The sequence below is a fragment of the Streptomyces glomeratus genome (assembly GCF_021462825.1).
Taxonomy (GTDB): domain Bacteria; phylum Actinomycetota; class Actinomycetes; order Streptomycetales; family Streptomycetaceae; genus Streptomyces; species Streptomyces glomeratus.
In genome coordinates this window covers 64,642-84,412 of record NZ_JAKEEB010000010.1, presented here as the reverse complement: position 1 = coordinate 84,412, position 19,771 = coordinate 64,642, and the positions used below count along the sequence as shown (strand labels likewise).

Here is a 19,771-nt window from a genome sequence, read left to right as displayed (position 1 = left end):
ATCCCCTCAGTCCACGGCCCAGGGGCGGCACCCGCTGTATACGGGTGCCGCCCCTGGGCCGTCGCCGTCCCCGGCGACAAGCGACCCACCGGGCCAATGCGTCATCCGTGTCACAAAGAACCCCGGCACGTCACAGGTGTTCCGGGCGGACCGTCATTCGGTCACACCCCGCCCACAGGCCCTGCCCGCCCCGGCTCCCTGTCGTTGACGCAGTCACAGGTTCGTGATCGCCAGCGCAGCCCCGGCTCCCCCGTCGGCCTCCCCCGGTCGCCGCCGCGGCGCGCGCGGGGAGGTGCTACTGATGACCGACCGCCACCTCTGGTCGTACAAGGAGATCGCCGCGCACATCCGGGTGCAGCCGGACACCGTGAGGTCGTACCGAAAACACGGGCTGCTTCCCCCGCCCGACCATGTGGAGGGCGGGAAACCCTACTGGTACGCCGACACGGTCCGGACCTGGGTCGCCTCCCGGCCCGGCAACCGCGGCCGCGCGGAGCCCTGACCCCTCCTTCCGGCGAGTGGTCCGCCCCCCTTCGGGGCGGGCCGCTCCCGCGCCACGGCGGGAGCGCCGTCCATGGCGCCCCGCACTCAGCCCCACGGTTCGACGACGGTCACTCCGCGGCCCGGCGCCGTCCCCAGGGACGCCAGGGCCGCCGGCGACGCCTCCAGCGGGATCGCCGAGGTGACCAGGAGTTCGGGGCGCAGGGCGCCCGAGCGGACCAGTTCCAGCAGCGGCGGATAGGCGTGGGCCGCCATTCCGTGGCTGCCGAGCAGCTCCAGTTCCAGAGCGATCACCCGGGCCATCGGGACCGGGGTCGTGCCGTCGGGCGAGGGCAGCAGGCCGACCTGGACATGGCGGCCGCGGCGGCGCAGGCCGTTCACCGACGCGGCGCAGGTGGGCGGGGAGCCCAGCGCGTCCAGGGAGACATGGGCACCGCCGCCCGTCAGTTCACGGACCGCTTCCGCCGTGTCCCCGGCGTGCGTCGCGTTCACGCACTCCACCGCCCCGAACTCCCGTGCCAGCTCCAGTGCCGGGGGTGACACATCGACGGCCACGACCCTCGCCCCCGCGGCAGCCGCGATCATCACCGCGGACAGGCCGACGCCCCCGCAGCCGTGCACGGCGACCCACTCCCCCGCCGCCGCCCGGCCCTGCCGGACGACCGCGCGGAACGCCGTGGCGAACCGGCACCCCAGCGCCGCGGCCGTCCGGAACGACAGTTCCTCCGGCACCGCCACCAGATTCACGTCCGCGTGATCCAGGGCCACGTACTGCGCGAAGGATCCCCAGTGCGTGAACCCCGGCTGGGTCTGGCGCTCGCACACCTGCTGGTCGCCCGCCACGCAGGAGGGGCAGCTGCCGCAGGCGCAGACGAACGGGACCGTGACCCGGTCGCCGGGACTCCAGCCGGTCACCCGGCTGCCCACCGCCTCCACCACACCGGCGAGTTCGTGCCCGGGCACATGCGGGAGCGTGATGTCCGGGTCGTGCCCCATCCAGCCGTACCAGTCGCTGCGGCACAGCCCCGTCGCCTCGACCCGTACCACGACCCCGTGCCCGGAAGGCTCCGGATCCGGCACCTCCCGCACCTCGGCCGGCTCCCCGTACCGCTCGAACATCACCGCACGCATACGACCGCACCCTCCGCCCGCCACCGCGGTCCCCGGCAGTCCCGGGGACTTCGCTCGCGGCGGAACGCTAGCCGAGTGAAGGCGAGAGCGATCGGGAGAGCCGACCGACGACCGGGGATGAGCAACGTCTCTCGTGGATGAGCAACGCCTCTCGGGGATGCGCGACCACCACCGGGGATGCGCCACGTCGGCCGAAGTGGCGCGACCCCGGCCGGTGGCACGCGTCGCCGGCCGGAGCGGCGCGACGCCGGTCGAGCAGCGGGGCTCCGGCCGGGAAGAGGCCCGCGGGGCCGTCCGACGGGCGTTCCGCCGGACGGGCGCACCCGCGCCGCCGACCGTGGCGCGTGCCCTCGCCGCGGCGGATCCGGCCTGATCATGTCCCCCGGGGACCTGAGGCCGGCCCGCCCCGACGAGAAGGCGGGACCCCTCTTGGGCTGGATACCCCCTAGGGGTATAGTCTGACTCCCGTAAGCCCCATACGTCTCCTCGAGGAGTAACGACATGACCGCGCAGACCGACACCCAGGGCTCCGTGACGACCGTCTACAAGGTGAGCGGGATGAGCTGCGGGCACTGCGAGGGCTCCGTTTCCGGCGAGATCTCCGGCATCGCCGGTGTCAGCTCGGTCACGGCCGTCGCGGCCACCGGCGAGGTCACCGTGGTCTCCGCTACGCCCCTCGACGACGAGGCCGTGCGCGCCGCGGTCGACGAGGCGGGCTTCGAGCTCGTCGGCAAGGCCTGAACCGCCCCATCCCCCGCTCTCCGCACCGGGCCGTGCCGACCGGCTGATACCGGCTCCGTACGCCCCGGTCCTCCGTCTGGAGTCCGGACATGACCAGTACCGCAGCACCAGCCCCGATAGACCGGGCCGCGCTCTTCGAGGTCGAACTGACGATCGGCGGCATGACCTGCGCCTCCTGCGCGGCCCGGGTCGAGAAGAAGCTCAACCGCCTGGACGGCGTCACCGCCACGGTGAACTTCGCGACGGAGAAGGCGAAGATCTCGTACGCCGACGGCATCGAGGTCGCCGATCTGATCGCCACCGTGGTGAAGACCGGCTACACGGCCGAAGCACCCCCGCCGCCGCGGCTCGAGGAGCCCGGGCCGGACGGGTCCATGACCCCCGAAGAGGACACCGAGACGGCCGCGCTGCGCCGGCGTCTGACCGTCTCCTCCCTGCTCGCCCTGCCCGTGGTCCTGCTGTCGATGGTCCCGGCTCTGCAGTTCGACGACTGGCAGTGGCTCTCGCTGACACTCGCCGCCCCCGTCGTCGTCTGGGGCGGACTGCCCTTCCACCGCGCCGCGTTCACCAACGCCCGGCACGGCACGGCCACCATGGACACCCTCGTCTCCGTCGGCACGCTGGCCGCCTTCGGCTGGTCGCTGTGGGCGCTGTTCTGGGGAGACGCCGGGATGCCCGGCATGCGGCACGGCTTCGACCTCACCGTCTCCCGCACCGGCGGATCAGGGACCATCTATCTCGAAGTGGCCGCGGGCGTCGTCGCGTTCATCCTGCTCGGACGCTATCTGGAGGCCCGCTCCAAACGGCGCGCGGGCGCGGCCCTGAGGGCGCTGCTCGAACTGGGCGCGAAGGACGTGGCGGTCCTGCGGGACGGCCGCGAGGTACGCGTCCCGGTGGCTCGGCTGGCCGTCGGCGACCGGTTCGTCGTACGGCCCGGGGAGAAGATCGCCACGGACGGGACCGTCGTGGAGGGCGCCTCCGCGATCGACGCGTCGATGCTGACCGGTGAGTCGGTGCCCGTCGATGTGGCCGTCGGGGACGCGGTGACCGGCGCGACCGTGAACGCCGGGGGCCGGCTGGTGGTCGAGGCGACCCGGGTGGGCGCCGACACCCAGCTCGCACGGATGGCACGCCTCGTCGAGGACGCGCAGAACGGCAAGGCCGAGGTGCAGCGCCTCGCCGACCGCGTCTCCGGGGTCTTCGTCCCCGTCGTGCTGCTGATCGCGCTCGGCACCTTCGGGGTGTGGCTCGGCGTCACCGGCGACACCGTCGCCGCCTTCACCGCGGCCGTCGCGGTGCTGATCATCGCCTGCCCCTGCGCGCTGGGCCTCGCCACCCCGACCGCGCTGATGGTGGGGACGGGCCGTGGCGCTCAGCTCGGCATTCTCATCAAGGGTCCCGAGGTGCTGGAGTCCACCCGCCGCGTCGATACCGTGGTCCTGGACAAGACCGGCACGGTCACCACCGGCCGGATGGCCCTCCAGGGGGTCCATGTCGCCGAGGGCACCGACGAGAAGGAGCTTCTGCGGCTCGCCGGAGCCCTGGAACACGCCTCCGAGCACCCCGTCGCCCGGGCGGTCGCAGCGGGCGCACAGGAGCGCGCCGGGGTCCTTCCGGTGCCGGAACACTTCCAGAACGTGCCCGGGCTCGGGGTGCGCGGACGCGTCGAGGGCCACGAGGTCACGGTGGGCCGGTTCCCGGACGCGCTCCCGGACACCGTGGCCCGCGCGAAGACCGAGGCCGAGGCGGAGGGACACACGGCCGTCGTGGTGACCCGGGACGGCGAGGCACTCGGTGTGCTCACCGTCGCCGACACGATCAAGGAGACCAGCGCCGAGGCCGTGCGGGAGCTGCGCGCCCTGGGACTGAGGCCGGTGCTGCTGACCGGCGACAACCGGGCGGTGGCCGAGGCCGTGGCGCGTGCCGTCGGCGTCGACGCCGGCGATGTGATCGCCGAGGTGCTGCCGCAGGAGAAGGTCGACGTCGTCAGGCGGCTGCAGAACGAGGGGCGCACCGTCGCCATGGTCGGCGACGGCGTCAACGACGCGGCCGCGCTCGCCACCGCCGATCTGGGGCTCGCCATGGGCACCGGTACGGACGCGGCGATCGAGGCGAGCGATCTGACGCTGGTGCGCGGGGACCTGCGGGTCGCGGCGGACGCGATCCGGCTGTCACGGCGGACGCTCGCCACCATCAAGGGCAACCTGGTCTGGGCTTTCGGCTACAACGTGGCCGCGCTGCCGCTGGCCGCCGCCGGGCTGCTCAACCCCATGATCGCGGGCGCGGCGATGGCCTTCTCGTCCGTCTTCGTGGTCACGAACAGCCTTCGACTGCGGGCATTCTCATGACGCGGAGGCAAGACTGCCTCTAGAGTCCGACGCATGCCTCACATAAGCTCTTCACAAGGCTCGCGCATCATCCTTACGCTGGGGCCCCGGTAGCCGTATCGGACCTCTTGCGCATTTTCAGGACGTATGCAAGAGACGCAGATCACAGTGATGTGAACGTAACCAACGGAAGGGTTCGTGGGTCTAAGTTGGCGATGTCGGGAGCGTCTTGGGGGGCGCGACTGACATCCGGGGATGTCTTGGGGGACGTTTCCGGGAAACTGCGTTGCCGGGACACGTACACCGGGGAGCTTTGAGCGGCCCTCCCGTCCGTACGCGTCCCGGCAGACCGCATCGCAGTGGTACGCCGAGTTTTGCTCGTTTTGCTCGTGGCGATTCAGGCGCTGTCCCGCAGACGCCCGGCCGGATCCCGTGGGGGGAATCCGCACCGGGACATGGGAAGGCGCCCCGAGCGTCGGCCCGTGGGGGGACCGCCGCCGGGGCGCCTTCTGCTTTTTCCGTGGTGAGTGAGCCGAGGGGGCGCGCTCAGCGCTCCTCTACCGGAACGAAGTCGCGCTGCACCACGCCCGTGTAGATCTGGCGCGGACGGCCGATGCGGGAGCCCGGCTCCTTGATCATCTCGGTCCACTGGGCGATCCAGCCCGGCAGACGGCCGAGGGCGAACAGGACCGTGAACATCTCGGTCGGGAAGCCCATGGCCCGGTAGATCAGACCGGTGTAGAAGTCGACGTTCGGGTAGAGGCTGCGCGAGACGAAGTAGTCGTCGGAGAGCGCGTGCTCTTCCAGCTTCAGGGCGATGTCCAGCAGCTCGTCGGACTTGCCGAGGGCGGAGAGCACGTCGTGAGCGGCGGCCTTGATGATCTTGGCGCGCGGGTCGAAGTTCTTGTAGACCCGGTGGCCGAAGCCCATCAGGCGGACGCCGTCCTCCTTGTTCTTCACCTTGCGGATGAAGGAGTCGACGTCGCCACCGGTCTCCTGGATGCCCTCCAGCATCTCCAGCACGGACTGGTTGGCACCGCCGTGCAGCGGGCCCCAGAGGGCGCTGATGCCGGCCGAGATCGAGGCGAACATGTTCGCCTGCGAGGAGCCGACCAGGCGGACCGTGGAGGTCGAGCAGTTCTGCTCGTGGTCGGCGTGCAGGATCAGCAGCTTGTCGAGCGCGGAGACGACGACCGGGTCGAGCTCGTACTCCTGCGCCGGCACGGAGAACGTCATACGGAGGAAGTTCTCGACGTAGCCGAGGTCGTTGCGCGGGTAGACGAAGGGGTGGCCGATCGACTTCTTGTAGGCGTACGCGGCGATCGTCGGAAGCTTGGCGAGCAGGCGGATGGTGGAGAGGCTGCGCTGCTTGTCGTCGAAGGGGTTGTGGCTGTCCTGGTAGAAGGTGGACAGCGCGGAGACCACCGAGGACAGCATCGCCATCGGGTGCGCGTCGCGCGGGAAGCCCTTGTAGAAGTTCTTGACGTCCTCGTGCAGCAGGGTGTGCTGCGTGATGTCGTTCTTGAAGGTGGAGAGCTCGTCGACGGTCGGAAGCTCGCCGTTGATCAGCAGGTAGGCGACCTCCAGGAAGGTGGAGCGCTCGGCCAGCTGCTCGATCGGGTAGCCGCGGTACCGGAGGATGCCCTTCTCGCCGTCCAGGTAGGTGACGGCGGATTTATAGGCGGCGGTGTTGCCGTAGCCGCTGTCCAGGGTGACCAGACCGGTCTGGGCGCGGAGCTTCCCGATGTCGAAGCCCTTGTCACCGACGGTGCTGTCGACCACCGGGTAGGTGTACTCGTTGCCGTCGTACCGCAGTACTACAGAGTTGTCGCTCACGTCTTCCCTCACCGACGTAGTGCCTCATCTTCGAGGTGCCCTGACTGTCTCTACCATCCCCCATTTGGCGCAGGAGAGTGCACTCGGGGTCGACCATTGGGCTCATCGGCGGCACTGAGTGCCGTCAACTTGCTCATCCTGCCCCCGTTCGCCCGGTTCCGGAAGTGCTCTGTGACCTTCGCGACTCATTTGATCGATCATTTTTTGAAGGCGGGCCGCGGGCCGGAACCTCAGCCGTCGAGGGGTCCGGGTGTGAGCCGGAAGTCCAGGGCCGTGCAGCGCCGGCCCGCCGACACCGTGCGCACCGCCTGCCCGATCGCCCGGCGTGAACCGACCAGGACGACCAGCTTCTTGGCCCGGGTGACCGCCGTGTAGAGCAGGTTCCGCTGGAGCATCATCCAGGCCCCGGTGGTGACCGGGACCACCACCGCCGGATACTCGCTGCCCTGCGAGCGGTGGATGGTCACCGCGTACGCGTGTGCCAGTTCGTCCAGTTCGTCGAATTCGTAGGGCACCTCCTCGTCCTCGTCCGTCAGCACCGTGAGGCGCTGGTCGACCGGGTCGAGCGAGGTGACCACGCCCACGGTGCCGTTGAAGACACCGTTCTTGCCCTTGTCGTAATTGTTACGGATCTGGGTGACCTTGTCCCCGACACGGAAGACGCGGCCGCCGAACCTCTTCTCGGGCAGATCGGGGCGGCCGGGTGTGATGACCTGCTGGAGCAGGCCGTTGAGGGTGCCCGCACCGGCGGGGCCCCGGTGCATCGGGGCGAGTACCTGGACGTCTCGGCGCGGATCGAGGCCGAACCGGGCCGGGATCCGCCGTGCCGCCACGTCCACGGTGAGCCGGCCGGCCTCCTCGGTGTCGTCCTCGACGAAGAGGAAGAAGTCCTTCAGGCCTTCGGTGAGCGGGTGCTGTCCGGCGTTGATGCGGTGCGCGTTGGTGACGACGCCGGACTGCTGGGCCTGACGGAAGACCCGGGTGAGCCGGACGGCGGGGACGGGGCTGCCCTTGGCGAGCAGGTCTCTGAGGACCTCTCCGGCGCCGACGCTCGGCAGTTGGTCGACATCACCGACGAAGAGCAGATGGGCGCCCGGAGGCACGGCCTTGACCAGCTTGTTGGCGAGCAGCAGGTCGAGCATCGACGCCTCGTCCACGACGACCAGATCGGCGTCGAGCGGGCGGTCCCTGTCGTAGGCCGCGTCGCCGCCGGGCTTCAGCTCGAGCAGCCGGTGGACCGTGGAGGCCTCGGCGCCGGTCAGCTCGGACAGGCGTTTGGCCGCCCGTCCGGTGGGCGCCGCGAGCAGGACCTTGGCGCGCTTGGCCCGGGCGAGTTCCACGACGGACCGTACGGTGAAGGACTTGCCGCAGCCGGGGCCTCCGGTGAGGACGGCGACCTTCCGGGTCAGCGCCAGCCGAACGGCCTCCTCCTGCTCGGGGGCGAGATCCGCTCCCGTGCGCTGCCTGAGCCAGCCCAGCGCCTTGTCCCATGCCACGTCCCGGAAGACGGGCATCCGGTCCTCGTCCGTCCGCAGCAGACGCAGCAGCTGTGCGGAGAGGGAGAGTTCGGCCCGGTGGAAGGGGACCAGATAGACGGCGGTGACGGGCCCGCCTCCGTCGGGTCCGGGCACCTTCTCCCGTACGACGCCGGGGTCGGAGCCGTCCTCCAAGGGCGCCGCCAGCTCCGCCAGGCACTCGATGACGAGCCCCGTGTCGACCTGGAGGAGCTTGACCGCGTCGGCGATGAGCCGCTCCTCGGGCAGATAGCAGTGCCCCTGGTCGGCGGACTGCGACAGCGCGTACTGCAGTCCGGCCTTGACGCGCTCGGGACTGTCGTGCGGGATGCCGACGGACTGGGCGATGCGGTCGGCGGTGAGGAAACCGATGCCCCAGACGTCGGCGGCCAGGCGGTACGGCTCGTTCTTCACGACGGAGATGGAGGCGTCGCCGTACTTCTTGTAGATGCGCACCGCGATGGACGTGGAGACCTGGACGGTCTGCAGGAAGAGCATGACCTCCTTGATCGCCTTCTGCTCCTCCCAGGCGTCGGCGATCTTCTTGGTCCGCTTGGGCCCGAGGCCGGGGACCTCGATGAGCCGCTTGGGCTCCTCCTCGATGATCCGCAGGGTGTCCAGGCCGAAGTGCTGGGTGATGCGGTCGGCGAAGACGGGGCCGATGCCCTTGACGAGGCCGGAGCCGAGATAGCGGCGGATGCCCTGCACGGTGGCCGGCAGGACGGTCGTGTAGTTCTCGACGGTGAACTGCCGTCCGTACTGGGGATGCGAACCCCAGCGGCCCTCCATCCGGAGCGACTCCCCCACCTGGGCGCCGAGGAGCGCGCCGACGACGGTGAGCAGATCACCGGCGCCACGGCCGGTGTCGACGCGGGCGACCGTGTATCCGTTCTCCTCGTTTGCATAGGTGATCCGCTCGAGCACGCCCTCCAGCGTGGCCGGGCGCCGCTCGTCCGCGCCCGCCTGTCCTGCCCGACTCGCCTCCTGGGTCATGATCCGACGCTACCGCCGGGGACTGACAGGAGGGGACGGACGGCGGTGTTCCAGGCGCCGGTCAAGGTGGTAACGAAGCAGAACGTGGCCGGGTTCGGCGGCTGACGTCGCGGAGCGGGCAGGCGGTCCGGTGACCGCCCGCCTCTGTCATCTCTCAGGGAGTCCTTTCATGTACGACTACGACCTCCTGGTCGTGGGATCGGCCAACGCCGACCTGGTGATCGGAGTGGAGCGGCGGCCCGCGGCCGGGGAGACCGTGCTCGGCTCCGACCTCGTGGTCCACCCGGGCGGCAAGGGCGCGAACCAGGCCGTCGCCGCCGCCCGTCTCGGCGCCCGTACGGCGCTGCTGGCCCGCGTCGGCGACGACGCGCACGGCAGGCTGCTGCTGGGCACGCAGCGCGCGGCGGGCGTCGACACCGCGGGGGTGCTGGTCGGCGGGGCTCCCACGGGGGTCGCGCTGATCACGGTGGATCCCTCGGGGGACAACAGCATCGTGGTCTCCCCGGGGGCCAACGCGCGGCTCACGCCCGAGGACGTACGGGCCGCGGACGCCTTGCTGCGGGCCTCCCGGGTGGTCTCGGCGCAGCTGGAGATCCCGCTGGAGACGGTCGAGGAGGTCGTACTGAACCTGCCGTCCGGCACCCGTTTCGTGCTCAACCCGTCGCCGCCCAGGCCACTGCCCGCCGCGGTGCTGGCGGCGTGCGACCCGCTGATCGTGAACGAGCACGAGGCCCGGGTGATCGCCGGGCGTGCGCTGGACGGCTCACCCGAGGACTGGGCGGCCGCGCTGCTGACCCTCGGGCCGCGGTCCGTGGTGGTCACCCTGGGCGCTCAGGGGGCGCTGGTGGCGGACGGGGAGGCTGTGACCCGTGTCCCGTCCGTGAAGGTGGACGCGGTGGATACGACCGGCGCGGGCGACGCGTTCACGGCGGCACTGGCGTGGCGGCTGGGCGCCGGCTCGTCGCTGCCGGACGCGGCGGCGTACGCGGCGCGCGTGGGTGCGGCGGCGGTGACGCGCGCCGGGGCCCAGGAGTCCTTCCCGAGTGCCGAGGAGGTCGCCGCCCTGTGATTTCGAGGGGCCCGGTCCACAGATCGGGCCCCTCGGTTTCCCCTCCGCATCAGAACCCCCGCGATCCCCCCAGATCCCCCTCCAGAGGTTCTGACGCCCAGTACGACACGCGGGGTGCGAGAAGGGTTGCATCGGCCGTGGAGGAAATTTCTTTCGCGTCCCGGGCCTCCGGAAAAGTCGGTCATATAACTGGCATACAGTGCAAAGAGGGTGAATCATGGACAGAGGAGCAAGAAGGTGAATGATCACGAACGACCGTGAGCCCAAGAAGGCACATCCCGCGTCGCGGGAGTCGTCCGGCCGGGAGCGGGAGACGTCCGCGAAGGAGCCGGAGGGCTCCGCTCCCGAGCGTGTGCCCGCCCCCCAGGCCATGCGGAACGCGGCGCGGCAGCTCTCGGAGCTGCTGGGGCGCGCCCCCCAGTCCGTCTCCTCGCTGAGGCCGACACCCGACGGCTGGGAGGCCCTGGTGGAGGTCGTCGAGCTGGAGCGCATCCCGGACACGAGCAGCGTGATGGCCAGCTACAAGGTCGTTCTGGATCCTGCGGGTCAGCTGATGGCGTACGAGCGTGCACGCCGCTACACCCGCGCACAGGTCGACAGAGAGGACCGCTAGCAGCGTCCCTCCTTCGCGTGAGGCCTTACGAGGGGAAAACATCGTGACTGTGGTACCAGGAGGTGGCGGTGGCGCCGTCGCCGGGGGCGGCGGGGGCTCGGGAACCCTGTACGACGTAGTGGAACTCGTGCTCGACCGCGGTCTGGTCATCGACGTGTTCGCACGGGTGTCCCTGGTGGGCATCGAGATCCTGAAGGTCGACGCCCGCGTGGTCGTGGCCAGCGTCGACACGTATCTGCGCTTCGCGGAGGCCTGCAACCGGCTGGATCTGGAGTCGGGCCGCAAGGCTCCGGCGCAACTGACCGACATAGTCGAGGGGGTCACGGAGGGTGGTGCCCGCGGCAAGAGCAAGGGGGCGCTGACCGGCGCGGTCGAGGCGTTCACGGAGTCGTTGCAGGGCCGCGGTGAGGACAGGCGCGAGAAGGAGCGCGAGCACGTCGAACGCGGCTCGAGCCGCCGTTCTTCCAAGGACCGGGAGGAGTGAGCGCACCGATGGCGCTGTACGTATACGCGATCACCAACGACTCGCACCCCCTGGATCTGGAGGGCATCAAGGGCGTGGGCGCCTCGCCCTCCGAGCTGCGAGCGGTACGCGGGGAGTCCCTGTGCGCCGTCGTCAGTGAGGCCCCGGAGGACCTCTCGGTCGCGCGCCGCGACCTGGAGGCGCACCACGAGGCCCAGGAGCGGCTGTGGGCCGACGGGACCATCCTGCCGCTGAGCTTCGGGTTCGTCGCCCCGGACGAGGAATCGGTGCGCGCCGTGCTGGAGGAGAGGGCCGAGGCGTTCTCCGAGCGCCTCGAGGAGCTCACCGGACGGGCCGAGTTCAACGTGAAGGGGCTGCAGGACGAGGACGCGGTGCTGCGCACCGTCCTGGAGGAGTCCGAGCAGGCCCGCATGCTGAACGAGGCGACCCGGGACGGCTCTGGGACGTACCAGGACCGGCTGGCGCTGGGTCAGCTCGTGGCCGAGGAGGTGCAGAGGCGTCAGGAGGCTCTCGCCGGTGAGGTGCTCGCCGCACTGCGGCCGCTTGCACTGTCGGAGCAGGTCGCCCCGCCCTCTCAGCAGTACTTCGTGAACGCCTCCTTCCTGGTGGAGAACGAGCGCGGCGACGAGTTCGCCCGGACCGGCCGTGAACTGGCCGAGCGCCTGGGCGAAGGCATCGAGGTGCGGGTACGGGGTCCGCTGCCGCCGTACAGCTTCAGCTGAGTGTCTCCACCGACCACAGCCCGACGGCACGAGGAGGCGCAGTGGGACTGGTCACCGGGATTCTGACGCTGCCGTTCGCCCCCGTGCGGGGCATCGGCTGGGTGCTCGAGAAGGTCGTGCGTACCGCCGAGGACGAGTTCTACGACCCTGCCCCCGTGCAGGAGGGACTGGTGCAGCTGGAGCGGGCGAGGAACGAAGGCCGCATCGGCGAAGAGGAGTTCACGCGGCGTGAGGAGGAACTGCTGCACCGCTTGGAGGAGATCAGGGCCTACCAACTGCGGCGCGGCGGGCAGAGCGGACTGTGAGGCGCCGGCCGTGATCGGGGGCGTTCGGCCGTGACGCGCGGCTCGCGACGCCGGGCCGTGACCCGCGGGGCAAGGAGAGAAGACGGATCATGAACAACGCCAAGATCGGCGCGGCGGTCCTCGCCGGCTATGTGCTGGGCCGGACCAAGAAGGCGAAGCTCGCGATGAGCCTCGGCGCGATGCTGGCCGGGTCGCGGGTGAAACCGGGTCAGCTCGGAAAGCTCCTCCAGGATTCGCCCCTTGTCGGGAACGTCGGTGATCAGGTCCGCACCGAACTGACGGAGGCGGGCAAGACCGCGGCGACCACGCTGCTGTCGGCGAAGGCCGAGAGCCTGGCCGACGCACTCCACGAACGCACCACCGGCCTGAAGGAGAGGGGACGGGGCGGGGGCGGGCCGGACGAAGAGGACCGGGAGGAGCAGGAGCCTGAGGGCGAGGAGCCTGAGGGCGAGGAGCGCCGGGGCGGAGCGCGCAGGAGCCGGGAAAGCCGGGGCGCGGGGCGCGAGAGGAAAACGCAGCAGCGCGGATCGGACCAGGGAGGCGAGCCGCGCGGGAAGAAGGCGCCGGCCGCCCGGAGCCGCTCGAAGAGCGGCTCCGCAGGACCGAGGAGGCCGGACGATGACTGAGGGCACCCTCGAGAAGGTGCGTGAGCAGGTGAAGCAGAACCCCGCCACGGACCGGCTGAAGCAAGAGCTGGAGGAATACCTGCGGACCCGGCTCGAGGTGACGGTCGAGGACTTGGGCGAGCGGCTGGGCGAGGGGGCGCGCCGACTGGCCGAGACGCACGTCGGTCCCGGCATGTTGGGCAATCTCGTCCTCAAGGGCGGCAAGAAGCTCATCGGCGGCGGGCTTCTCGGCGGCGGAGAAGCGGACGGACACGGCGGGATGCTGTCCACGGCCAAGGACGCGCTGCTGGGCAAGGCCAAGGAGGCGATGGGAGGGGGACGCAAGAACAAGCCCGACGGCCAGGGCAAGTCGCTGAACATCGTCGAAGACATCACCGTGGGCGTGCCCGTGCGTGAGGCCTACAACCAGTGGACGCAGTTCACCGACTTCAACCGGTTCGCCAAGGGCGTCGAGGACGTCCGGCAGGACGACGAGATCTCGAGCCACTGGAAGGCGAAGATCGCCAAGTCGCGCCGGAGTTGGCGGGGCACCGTCACGGAGGAGGTGCCCGATCAGCGGATCGCCTGGACCACCGAGGGACCCAAGGGCACCCACAAGGGCGTCGTCACCTTCCACCCGCTCGGGGACAACCTCACCAAGGTGCTGCTGGTCATCCAGTACTACCCCCAGGGCCTCTTCGAGAAGACCGGCGGTCTGTGGCGCGCCCAGGGCCGCCGGGTGCGACTCGATCTGAAGCTCTACCGCACGTTCGTCATGAGCCGGGGAGAGGCCACCGGCGCCTGGCGCGGCGAGATCCGCGACGGGGAAGTGGTCCGCACCCATGAGGAGGCCGAGGAGGCCGAAGAGGCCGAGAGGGCCGAGGAGGCCGAAGAGGCCGAAGAGGCCGAAGAGGCGGAAGAGGCGGAAGAGGCCGAGGAGGAGGAGCCGGGCCGGCGAGACGACGAGGACGAAGAGGGCTACCCCGAGGACGAGGAAGAAGAAGAGGCGGACGAGGAAGAGGGCGTCGAGGACGAGGAGCCCGAGGACGACCACGCCGAAGAGGAAGAGGGGGACGAGGACGACTACGCCTCCGACGAATCCGATGAAGGCTACCGGGAGGAGGACGAAGAGCCCGAGGACCGCCACGACGAGACGGAGGAAGAAGCCCCGCAGACGCGCCGGCGTCGCGGTTAGATCCGGGCGCTGAGGTGCGCGAGCCCGCCGGTTCCCGCGTCGCCGACGCCGGGGCCTCAGCGAAACGAGGTCGAGTCTGCCGTGACCGAGTCCGAGCCCGCCGTCCCCACAACGTCGCGAGCCCTCTCCCCGTACAGTCAGGGTCCGTCCGGCGCGAACCTGGCCGACATCCTTGAACGCGTGCTCGACAAGGGCATCGTCATCGTCGGCGATATCAAGATCAACCTGCTCGACATCGAGCTGCTCACCATCAAGCTCCGGCTTCTGGTGGCATCCGTGGACAAGGCCAGGGAGATCGGTATCGACTGGTGGGAGCACGATCCCGCCCTGTCCTCCCGGGCCTCCCGCAGCGACGGCCGGCGCAGCCTGGAGGAACAGAACGAGCGGCTGCGCGCCGAAGTCGAGGAACTGCGCAGACGGATCGCCGAGACCCCGGCGGAGCTGTCCGGGAGCAGCCCGGAGGACGGCCGCCGCCCGCGCGAGGCCCGGGACACCGACCGGGAGCCGCCCGCGGAGCCCCGGCGCAGACGGCGCGTGAGCGACGACGACCGCGAGGGCGAGGGAACCCGTGCCGAGCAGGGCGCGCGCAGAGCCCGTACGGCCGAGGGCACCCGCACAAGCCGCCCGGCCGGGGGCACGCGCAGGGCACGTGACGACGAGGACCGGAGCTGAGACCGGTGGACGAGCAGCTGTGCTACGCATACGCCGTGGTGGGGTCGTCCGCCCCGCCGGACCTCGCCGGTGTCCGCGGGGTGGCGGGCGCACCCGTCACCCTGGTCGACTCGGGAGCGGTGGCCGCCGCGATCAGCGCGGTGCCCTGGGAAGGGTTCTCGGAGGCGGCCTTGAAGGTGGGCCTGGAGGACCTGGAGTGGCTGGAGGCGACGGCCCGCGCGCACCACTCCGTCATCGAGACCCTCGCCGCGCACACCACGGTCCTTCCGCTGCGGCTGGCCACCGTGTACCTCGACGAGGCACGGGTCCGGCAGATGCTCCGCGAGCGGGAGGCGGACTTCGCGGCACTGCTGGACCGGCTCACCGACCACGTGGAGTGGGGGGTGAAGGTGTACGCAGAGGTGCCGCCCTCGTCCCCGTCCGCCCCCACCGCCGCCCCGCCCCCCTCCGAGCCGGCCGGCGCCGACGCCGGACGCGCCTACCTGCGGCGCCGCCGGTATCAGCGGCAGGCGCGCGAGGACGCGTGGCGGGTCGCCGAGGAGGCCGTACGGCGGACGGAGCAGCAGGCCCGTGGCCTTGCGGTGGAGCGGACCCGGCACCGGCCGCAGCAGGGCGGTCTGGCCCGGGTGCCGGGTGAGAACGTCGCCAACGACGCCTATCTGGTCCCCCGTCGGCTCTCCGAGGAGTTCCGCACCCGGATGCTGCACGCGGCGGACGGCCTGCCCGGGGTGCGTGTGGATGTCACCGGACCGTGGGCGCCCTACTCGTTCACCGCGTCCGTGGCACCCGGCGCGGCGGAAGGGGCCGGGCAGCGGTGAGCGAGTACGACACCTACGACGACCGCCCGGTCAGCCAGCCGCAGGTCGCGCTGATCGACCTGCTGGACCGGCTGCTGAGCGGCGGCGCCGTGCTCACCGGCGATCTCGTCCTGTCCATCGCCGACATCGACCTGGTCAGGATCTCGCTGCGCGCCGTGATGGTCGCCGTCCGCGAGGAGCTGGACGAGCAGTGGGCGACGCTCCTGCCGTCGGGCCCTGCACTCACGGGACGGGACGGGCCCGGTGACGAACCCGTCTGACGCCCCGGGCGCCGACCGGCTGCGGGAGGTGGCGGAAGCCGCCACCCGGGCGTTCTCCGTGCTGCCGGCCAGTCCGGACGAGATGGGCCCGCCGTCGTCCGGCCGCGGCCGGGCCGCCGCACGCCGCCTGCACACCGACCCGGACACGGTGGAGCGGGACCTCGTCAAGCTGGTCCTGACCATCGTCGAGCTGCTGCGTCAGCTGATGGAGCGGCAGGCCCTGCGCCGCGTCGACGAGGGGAATCTGACGGAGGACCAGGAGGAGCGGCTGGGACTGACCCTGATGCTCCTGCACGACCGGATGGCCGAACTGTGCGACCGGTACGGCCTCACCCTCGCCGACCTCAACCTCGACCTGGGTCCGCTGGGCACGCTGCTCCCGCCGTGAGCCGGGGCGAGCACGGAAGGCACCGGAAGGCGGGGGTCGCGTCCCCGTCGGGGACGGCGAGACGACGCGTCGCCGGACGGCATGTCCCCGAACAACCGGACGACCGCCGCACATAAGGCGTCACCGGGTGTGACATGGTGGTCACGGAAGGCGTCGAGGTGGTCGGCCCGTCGAACGCCGGGTTGGTCGGCCCGTCGAACAGAGGGGAACCACAGACCTGTACACGGGTGTCCGGAGAGCTGTAGACGGATCCCCGACAAGACATGACATGCGACCGGAGGACGACGACGATGACGGTGACCCTGGCGGACGTGGCGGCGCGCGCGCAGGTGTCGCCGGCCACCGTCTCGCGTGTGCTCAACGGGAACTACCCGGTGGCGGCCTCCACCCGGGAGCGGGTGCTGCGCGCGGTCGACGAGCTGGACTACGTCCTCAACGGCCCGGCGAGCGCGCTCGCTGCGGCCACCTCCGACCTGGTCGGGATCCTGGTGAACGACATCGCCGACCCCTTCTTCGGGATCATGGCGAGTGCGATCCAGTCGGAGATCGGGGGTCCCGGGGGACGGGCCGGCGGCGAGCGGCTCGCCGTGGTCTGCAACACCGGCGGCTCGCCGGAGCGGGAGCTGACGTATCTGACGCTGTTGCAGCGGCAGCGGGCGGCGGCGGTGGTCCTGACCGGCGGGGCGGTGGAGGACGGCGCGCACATCGAGGCCGTGGGCGCCAAGCTGCGCAAACTGGCGGCGGCCGGAACGCGCGTGGTGCTGTGCGGCCGCCCGCCCACCTCCGAGGCGATCGCACTGACCTTCGACAACCGCGGGGGCGCACAGCGGCTCACCGGGCACCTGACCGGCCTCGGCCACCGGCGGCTCGGCTATATCGCGGGCCCCGAGGAGCGCACGACCACCCGGCACCGCCTGGAAGGCCACCGGGCGGCCCTGGCCGCCGCCGGAATCGAGGACGACCCCCGGCTGACGGTGCACGGGCGCTACGACCGCCGCGCCGGCTACGAGGCGACACGGGAACTGCTGCGCCGGGAACCATCGCTGACGGCGATCGTGGCGGCGAACGACACGGTGGCGCTGGGCGCGTGCGCGGCACTGCGCGACTTCGGTCTGCGCATCCCCGAGGACGTGTCGGTGACCGGCTTCGACGACCTCCCCTTCGCTGTCGACACGGTGCCGGCCCTGACGACGGTACGGCTGCCGCTGTCGGAGGCGGGGGCCCGGGCGGGCCGCATCGCCAGGGGCCGGGAGGAGCCGCCGCCGGGCGGGATCGCCACGGTGCCCGGGGAGCTGATGGTACGGGGGTCGACCGGGGTACCCCGCGGCTGAGCGCCCGTGACCGACGTGCCGCGCGCCACGCCACACCGGCCGCGGCCCGGGACGGGCGTTACCCGCGGGTCGCGGGGTAGGTTCCGTGACCATGAAGCTGGCGTTCTCCACCCTCGGTGTGCCCGGTCTGCCCATAACGGACGTCGTCCGGCTCGCGGCGGCGCACGGCTATCACGGTGTCGAACTGCGCACGCACCCCGAGGAGCCCGTGCACCCCGGACTCGCGCCCGCCGAACGGGCCGCCGTCACCGCCGAGTTCGAGAGAGGTGGCGTCGAGATCCTGGGGCTCGCGGGGTACGCACGTGTCGCCGCGCCCGGTGACGACGAACCCGTGCTCGCCGAGATCCGCGCGCTCCTGGAGCTGGCCCGCGACCTGGGCGCCCCCTTCGTGCGGGTCCTCCCCGGCGGTGGCAACGAGCAGTCTCCGCAGGAGGCCGACGCGACCGCCGCCCGGCGCCTGGGCACGGCCGCCGAGTACGCCGCCGACCTCGACGTGAGGATCCTGCTGGAGACCCATGACTCCCACCCCACCGGTGCGGACGTCCTCCGCGTCCTGGGCGCGGTGGGCCACCGTCACGTGGGTGCGCTGTGGGACGTCATGCACACCTGGCTGCGCGGCGAGCAGCCGCAGGAGACGTACGCGGCCCTGTCCACGTACCTCGGCTACGTCCAGGTCAAGGACATCGCCTCCGCCGACGACAGGACCCCGCTGCCGCTGGGCTCCGGCGTCCTCCCGCTCACCGAGACCGTGGAGGTCCTCTCCCGCCACGGCTGGGACGGCTGGCTGTGCTGGGAGTACGAGAAACGGTGGAACGAGGCCGCGGCGCCGTTGCCGGAACTGCTGGACGCCGGCCGGGACCACCTGGCGCGGCTGCTCAGCGAGTCGGCCTGACGCGGCGATATGCGGTGACCGGAGGCCGAGGTACCCGATCGGCCTCCGCACCGCGATGCGCCACGCCCGTCCGCCATGGCGCACGAGCGTGCACGGAGCCGCCGGGCTCGGGGCCGCCGTTCGCCGGCTGCCCCGAGCCCGGACCGGATGAGTGATCTACTGCTTGCCGAGTAGCTTGTTCATCGCGGTGATCTCGGCCGACTGCGAGGTGACGATCGACTTCGCCGTCGCCTCGGCCGGGCCGTAGGCGCCCTTGGCCTGCTCGGTCTTCGCCATTTCGATGGCGCCCTGATGATGACTGGTCATCATCTGCAGGAACGCCTTGTCGAAGGCGTCACCGGACAGGCCCTTCAATTTGTCCATATCGTGGTCCGGCATCATGCCGGGCATCGACGAGCCGGAGTGGTCCATGCCCGGCATGCTCTCCATGCCGGACATGCTGTCGTCCGGGACCTTCTCGCCCCAGGCCTTCAACCAGCCGGACATGGTGTTGATCTCAGGATCCTGCGCTTGCTTGATCTTCGCGGCCAGGTCTTTCACCTGCGGGGACTTCGCCCGCGAGGCAGCCAGGTCGGCCATGGCGACGGCCTGTCGGTGGTGCGGGATCATCCCCTGCGCGAACGACAGGTCCTGCGCGTTGTGGCTGCCCTGCGCGGCGGTGCCCGAGGGGCTGGCGGAGGACATCGCCCCCATGTCGTGGCCGGAGTGCCCCGACGACGGGGACGAGGAGGAGGAATCGCTGCTGCTGCCGCAGGCGGCCAGCACCACCGCGGCGGTGACAGCAGTAGCCAGCGCAGCGGTACGGCGGATGAGGGAACGGCGAGATGCCATGAGAGGTACAACTCCTTGAAGCACACCCGCGCCCAGGCGCGGGAAGACGGATTCAGGCAGGCCAGAGCACGCCACCTTCGTCAGGAGGGTGTCGTGCGGGCGCCTCTAGATCCGCAGGAGCTGCAACTCGGAAAGATCGGGCGGTGCGCGGCCGTCAACCGTCCCAGCGGCCGGGCCGCTGCAGGCGGACGCCGCAGGCTCGACGCGAGCAGTCAGGGTGGGCAGCAAGGCGGGCGGAACGTAAGCACTGGACGTACCGCCTGCCGCGCATGTCCCTCCGGCATGGTCCATGACCATGCCACCGTTGCCCGCATCCGACAGATGCCGGCAGTCTCCACCGACACCATGGGCGAGCGTGGAGTGGTGCTCTGAGGACTCCACCGGCATCATCACGTCGTGCCGGCCCGCAGCCGGCATACCGGTGGGCGACAGGGCATGCATCCCCAACACCCCCGCCACCAGGGCCAGGACCAGCCACATCCAGCGCGCAGAGCTCACCTCTGAGCCGGTGCGAGCGCTGGACGTCATGGTCTCATCGTAGGC

At 71.1% G+C, this 19,771-nt stretch carries 21 protein-coding genes; 16 read left to right on the top strand and 5 right to left on the bottom strand.

What is annotated here, in order from left to right; all coding sequences use genetic code 11:
- Window positions 1–301: 301 nt before the first annotated feature.
- A complete protein-coding gene (locus LZ604_RS14835; RefSeq protein WP_234515563.1) occupies window positions 302–502 on the top strand; it encodes a helix-turn-helix transcriptional regulator in 201 nt (66 codons plus the stop codon).
- 86 nt (window positions 503–588) lie between these two features.
- Here the strand turns inward: LZ604_RS14835 and LZ604_RS14830 are convergent, their stop codons facing one another.
- Window positions 589–1,632, bottom strand: a complete 1,044-nt coding sequence (locus tag LZ604_RS14830; RefSeq protein WP_234515562.1) for a zinc-dependent alcohol dehydrogenase family protein — start codon at window positions 1,630–1,632, stop codon at window positions 589–591.
- Between the two features lie 501 nt (window positions 1,633–2,133).
- On the opposite strand from LZ604_RS14830, the gene LZ604_RS14825 reads away from it, so the two are divergent.
- Complete coding sequence (locus tag LZ604_RS14825; protein WP_234515561.1) at window positions 2,134–2,373, top strand: heavy-metal-associated domain-containing protein; 240 nt, start codon at window positions 2,134–2,136, stop codon at window positions 2,371–2,373.
- Between the two features lie 89 nt (window positions 2,374–2,462).
- Window positions 2,463–4,721, top strand: a complete 2,259-nt coding sequence (locus tag LZ604_RS14820) for a heavy metal translocating P-type ATPase (RefSeq protein WP_234515560.1) — start codon at window positions 2,463–2,465, stop codon at window positions 4,719–4,721.
- A gap of 525 nt (window positions 4,722–5,246) precedes the next feature.
- On the opposite strand, the gene LZ604_RS14815 is transcribed toward LZ604_RS14820, so the two are convergent.
- The gene (locus tag LZ604_RS14815) at window positions 5,247–6,536 is read right to left on the bottom strand and encodes a citrate synthase (protein ID WP_234515559.1); all 1,290 of its coding nucleotides are present in this window, start codon (window positions 6,534–6,536) and stop codon (window positions 5,247–5,249) included.
- Window positions 6,537–6,766: 230 nt separating this feature from the next.
- A complete protein-coding gene (gene recD2, locus LZ604_RS14810) occupies window positions 6,767–9,043 on the bottom strand; it encodes an SF1B family DNA helicase RecD2 (RefSeq protein ID WP_234515558.1) in 2,277 nt (758 codons plus the stop codon).
- A 169-nt stretch (window positions 9,044–9,212) separates the two neighbouring features.
- On the opposite strand from recD2, the gene LZ604_RS14805 reads away from it, so the two are divergent.
- The 13 genes from LZ604_RS14805 (at window position 9,213) to LZ604_RS14745 (ending at window position 18,397) form a co-directional block, all read left to right on the top strand.
- The gene (locus tag LZ604_RS14805) at window positions 9,213–10,112 is read left to right on the top strand and encodes a ribokinase (protein ID WP_234515557.1); all 900 of its coding nucleotides are present in this window, start codon (window positions 9,213–9,215) and stop codon (window positions 10,110–10,112) included.
- 241 nt (window positions 10,113–10,353) lie between these two features.
- Window positions 10,354–10,725, top strand: a complete 372-nt coding sequence (locus LZ604_RS14800) for a gas vesicle protein GvpO (protein ID WP_234515556.1) — start codon at window positions 10,354–10,356, stop codon at window positions 10,723–10,725.
- Window positions 10,726–10,774: 49 nt separating this feature from the next.
- Window positions 10,775–11,209, top strand: a complete 435-nt coding sequence (gvpJ, locus tag LZ604_RS14795) for a gas vesicle protein GvpJ (RefSeq protein ID WP_372482144.1) — start codon at window positions 10,775–10,777, stop codon at window positions 11,207–11,209.
- An 8-nt stretch (window positions 11,210–11,217) separates the two neighbouring features.
- Window positions 11,218–11,931 carry a GvpL/GvpF family gas vesicle protein gene (locus LZ604_RS14790; protein WP_234515554.1) on the top strand — a complete coding sequence of 238 codons (714 nt, stop codon included), beginning with the start codon at window positions 11,218–11,220 and terminating at the stop codon, window positions 11,929–11,931.
- 41 nt (window positions 11,932–11,972) lie between these two features.
- The gene (locus LZ604_RS14785; RefSeq protein WP_234515553.1) at window positions 11,973–12,236 is read left to right on the top strand and encodes a gas vesicle protein GvpG; all 264 of its coding nucleotides are present in this window, start codon (window positions 11,973–11,975) and stop codon (window positions 12,234–12,236) included.
- Between the two features lie 89 nt (window positions 12,237–12,325).
- Window positions 12,326–12,862: an ABC transporter substrate-binding protein gene (locus LZ604_RS14780; protein WP_234515552.1), complete on the top strand. Its 537-nt coding sequence runs from the start codon at window positions 12,326–12,328 to the stop codon at window positions 12,860–12,862.
- Window positions 12,855–14,036, top strand: coding sequence for an SRPBCC family protein (locus LZ604_RS14775; RefSeq protein ID WP_234515551.1), 1,182 nt, complete (start codon window positions 12,855–12,857; stop codon window positions 14,034–14,036). Before LZ604_RS14780 ends, LZ604_RS14775 begins: the two co-directional genes overlap by 8 nt.
- A gap of 180 nt (window positions 14,037–14,216) precedes the next feature.
- Window positions 14,217–14,708 carry a gas vesicle protein GvpJ gene (gene gvpJ / locus LZ604_RS36245; protein ID WP_372482140.1) on the top strand — a complete coding sequence of 164 codons (492 nt, stop codon included), beginning with the start codon at window positions 14,217–14,219 and terminating at the stop codon, window positions 14,706–14,708.
- A gap of 5 nt (window positions 14,709–14,713) precedes the next feature.
- Complete coding sequence (locus tag LZ604_RS14765; protein ID WP_234515550.1) at window positions 14,714–15,526, top strand: GvpL/GvpF family gas vesicle protein; 813 nt, start codon at window positions 14,714–14,716, stop codon at window positions 15,524–15,526.
- Complete coding sequence (locus LZ604_RS14760) at window positions 15,523–15,786, top strand: gas vesicle protein (protein ID WP_234515549.1); 264 nt, start codon at window positions 15,523–15,525, stop codon at window positions 15,784–15,786. The genes LZ604_RS14765 and LZ604_RS14760 overlap by 4 nt, the downstream gene beginning before the upstream one ends.
- The gene (locus LZ604_RS14755; protein ID WP_234515548.1) at window positions 15,770–16,174 is read left to right on the top strand and encodes a gas vesicle protein K; all 405 of its coding nucleotides are present in this window, start codon (window positions 15,770–15,772) and stop codon (window positions 16,172–16,174) included. Before LZ604_RS14760 ends, LZ604_RS14755 begins: the two co-directional genes overlap by 17 nt.
- A gap of 290 nt (window positions 16,175–16,464) precedes the next feature.
- Window positions 16,465–17,505 carry a LacI family DNA-binding transcriptional regulator gene (locus tag LZ604_RS14750; protein ID WP_234515547.1) on the top strand — a complete coding sequence of 347 codons (1,041 nt, stop codon included), beginning with the start codon at window positions 16,465–16,467 and terminating at the stop codon, window positions 17,503–17,505.
- 91 nt (window positions 17,506–17,596) lie between these two features.
- Window positions 17,597–18,397: a sugar phosphate isomerase/epimerase family protein gene (locus LZ604_RS14745; RefSeq protein ID WP_234515672.1), complete on the top strand. Its 801-nt coding sequence runs from the start codon at window positions 17,597–17,599 to the stop codon at window positions 18,395–18,397.
- 156 nt (window positions 18,398–18,553) lie between these two features.
- Here the strand turns inward: LZ604_RS14745 and LZ604_RS14740 are convergent, their stop codons facing one another.
- Both LZ604_RS14740 and LZ604_RS14735 read right to left on the bottom strand, forming a co-directional pair.
- Window positions 18,554–19,228, bottom strand: coding sequence for a DUF305 domain-containing protein (locus LZ604_RS14740; protein WP_234515546.1), 675 nt, complete (start codon window positions 19,226–19,228; stop codon window positions 18,554–18,556).
- A gap of 105 nt (window positions 19,229–19,333) precedes the next feature.
- Window positions 19,334–19,756, bottom strand: coding sequence for a DUF6153 family protein (locus LZ604_RS14735; protein WP_234515545.1), 423 nt, complete (start codon window positions 19,754–19,756; stop codon window positions 19,334–19,336).
- Window positions 19,757–19,771 lie beyond the last annotated feature (15 nt).

What these genes read in the sequence shown, in the direction of transcription:
- LZ604_RS14835 (WP_234515563.1), top strand. Translation starts at nt 302, where the DNA reads ATGACCGACCGCCACCTCTGGTCGTACAAGGAGATCGCCGCGCACATC.
- LZ604_RS14740 (WP_234515546.1), bottom strand. Translation starts at nt 19,228, where the DNA reads ATGGCATCTCGCCGTTCCCTCATCCGCCGTACCGCTGCGCTGGCTACT.
- LZ604_RS14750 (WP_234515547.1), top strand. Translation starts at nt 16,465, where the DNA reads ATGACGGTGACCCTGGCGGACGTGGCGGCGCGCGCGCAGGTGTCGCCG.
- LZ604_RS14775 (WP_234515551.1), top strand. Translation starts at nt 12,855, where the DNA reads ATGACTGAGGGCACCCTCGAGAAGGTGCGTGAGCAGGTGAAGCAGAAC.
- LZ604_RS14790 (WP_234515554.1), top strand. Translation starts at nt 11,218, where the DNA reads ATGGCGCTGTACGTATACGCGATCACCAACGACTCGCACCCCCTGGAT.
- LZ604_RS14745 (WP_234515672.1), top strand. Translation starts at nt 17,597, where the DNA reads ATGAAGCTGGCGTTCTCCACCCTCGGTGTGCCCGGTCTGCCCATAACG.
- LZ604_RS14800 (WP_234515556.1), top strand. Translation starts at nt 10,354, where the DNA reads ATGATCACGAACGACCGTGAGCCCAAGAAGGCACATCCCGCGTCGCGG.
- LZ604_RS14820 (WP_234515560.1), top strand. Translation starts at nt 2,463, where the DNA reads ATGACCAGTACCGCAGCACCAGCCCCGATAGACCGGGCCGCGCTCTTC.
- LZ604_RS14735 (WP_234515545.1), bottom strand. Translation starts at nt 19,756, where the DNA reads ATGACGTCCAGCGCTCGCACCGGCTCAGAGGTGAGCTCTGCGCGCTGG.
- recD2 (WP_234515558.1), bottom strand. Translation starts at nt 9,043, where the DNA reads ATGACCCAGGAGGCGAGTCGGGCAGGACAGGCGGGCGCGGACGAGCGG.
- LZ604_RS14805 (WP_234515557.1), top strand. Translation starts at nt 9,213, where the DNA reads ATGTACGACTACGACCTCCTGGTCGTGGGATCGGCCAACGCCGACCTG.
- LZ604_RS14780 (WP_234515552.1), top strand. Translation starts at nt 12,326, where the DNA reads ATGAACAACGCCAAGATCGGCGCGGCGGTCCTCGCCGGCTATGTGCTG.
- LZ604_RS14830 (WP_234515562.1), bottom strand. Translation starts at nt 1,632, where the DNA reads ATGCGTGCGGTGATGTTCGAGCGGTACGGGGAGCCGGCCGAGGTGCGG.
- LZ604_RS14825 (WP_234515561.1), top strand. Translation starts at nt 2,134, where the DNA reads ATGACCGCGCAGACCGACACCCAGGGCTCCGTGACGACCGTCTACAAG.